Raw genomic sequence first — 532 nt, 5'->3', positions numbered from 1 at the left:
AGCAGCCAGCCTTGGGGATGGGGCTCGACATGGGCCATATAGCCCTCTTGCGTGCGGACCTCGGCCAGTTGGGTCAGGCGCTCGGGCAGGCCGGGGGCGGTGCAGGCTTGGCGGTAGCGGCAGCGTGATTGCGCTTCGCGCTCGCTGATCATGCCGTCCATGCCCTGCTGGCCAAACAGTTTTTCGATCGCGCCAATCAGCTGCACCGTGAGCTGGGCATGGGCGTCGGGGAAGTAGCGCTGGCCCGCTGCGGTCAAGGTCCACAACTGGCGCGGCCGGCCCGCACCGGCCGGCTTTTGCAGATCGGCCTGCACGAGGCCCTGGTCGGCCAGCTTGTTGATCTGCTGGCGCGCGGCCTCGGCCGTCATCTGCAGCGCGCGCGCCAGGTCGGCGGTGCTGGCGGGGGCCTGGCGCTTGAGGGCCTCGAGCATGCGCATGGTGGACGAGGGATCGATGGGGGTCGATGGCATTTATTTATACAAGTAATAGCTTGTTTTATTGTTTGGGACGGGGAATTATCAAAGACAATGCT

The 532-nt window shown here is 64.8% G+C and carries 1 protein-coding gene; it reads right to left on the bottom strand.

The genetic code is table 11. The annotated features are described in order from the left end of the window. Positions 1–470: metalloregulator ArsR/SmtB family transcription factor (locus H928_RS30710; protein ID WP_239644911.1), on the bottom strand; the 470-nt coding region annotated here is incomplete at its 3' end. Positions 471–532: the final 62 nt, after the last annotated feature.

This window comes from Comamonas sp. B-9, from assembly GCF_000410635.1.
Taxonomy (GTDB): domain Bacteria; phylum Pseudomonadota; class Gammaproteobacteria; order Burkholderiales; family Burkholderiaceae_C; genus Comamonas.
This window is presented reverse-complemented; position numbering and strand designations above follow the sequence as displayed.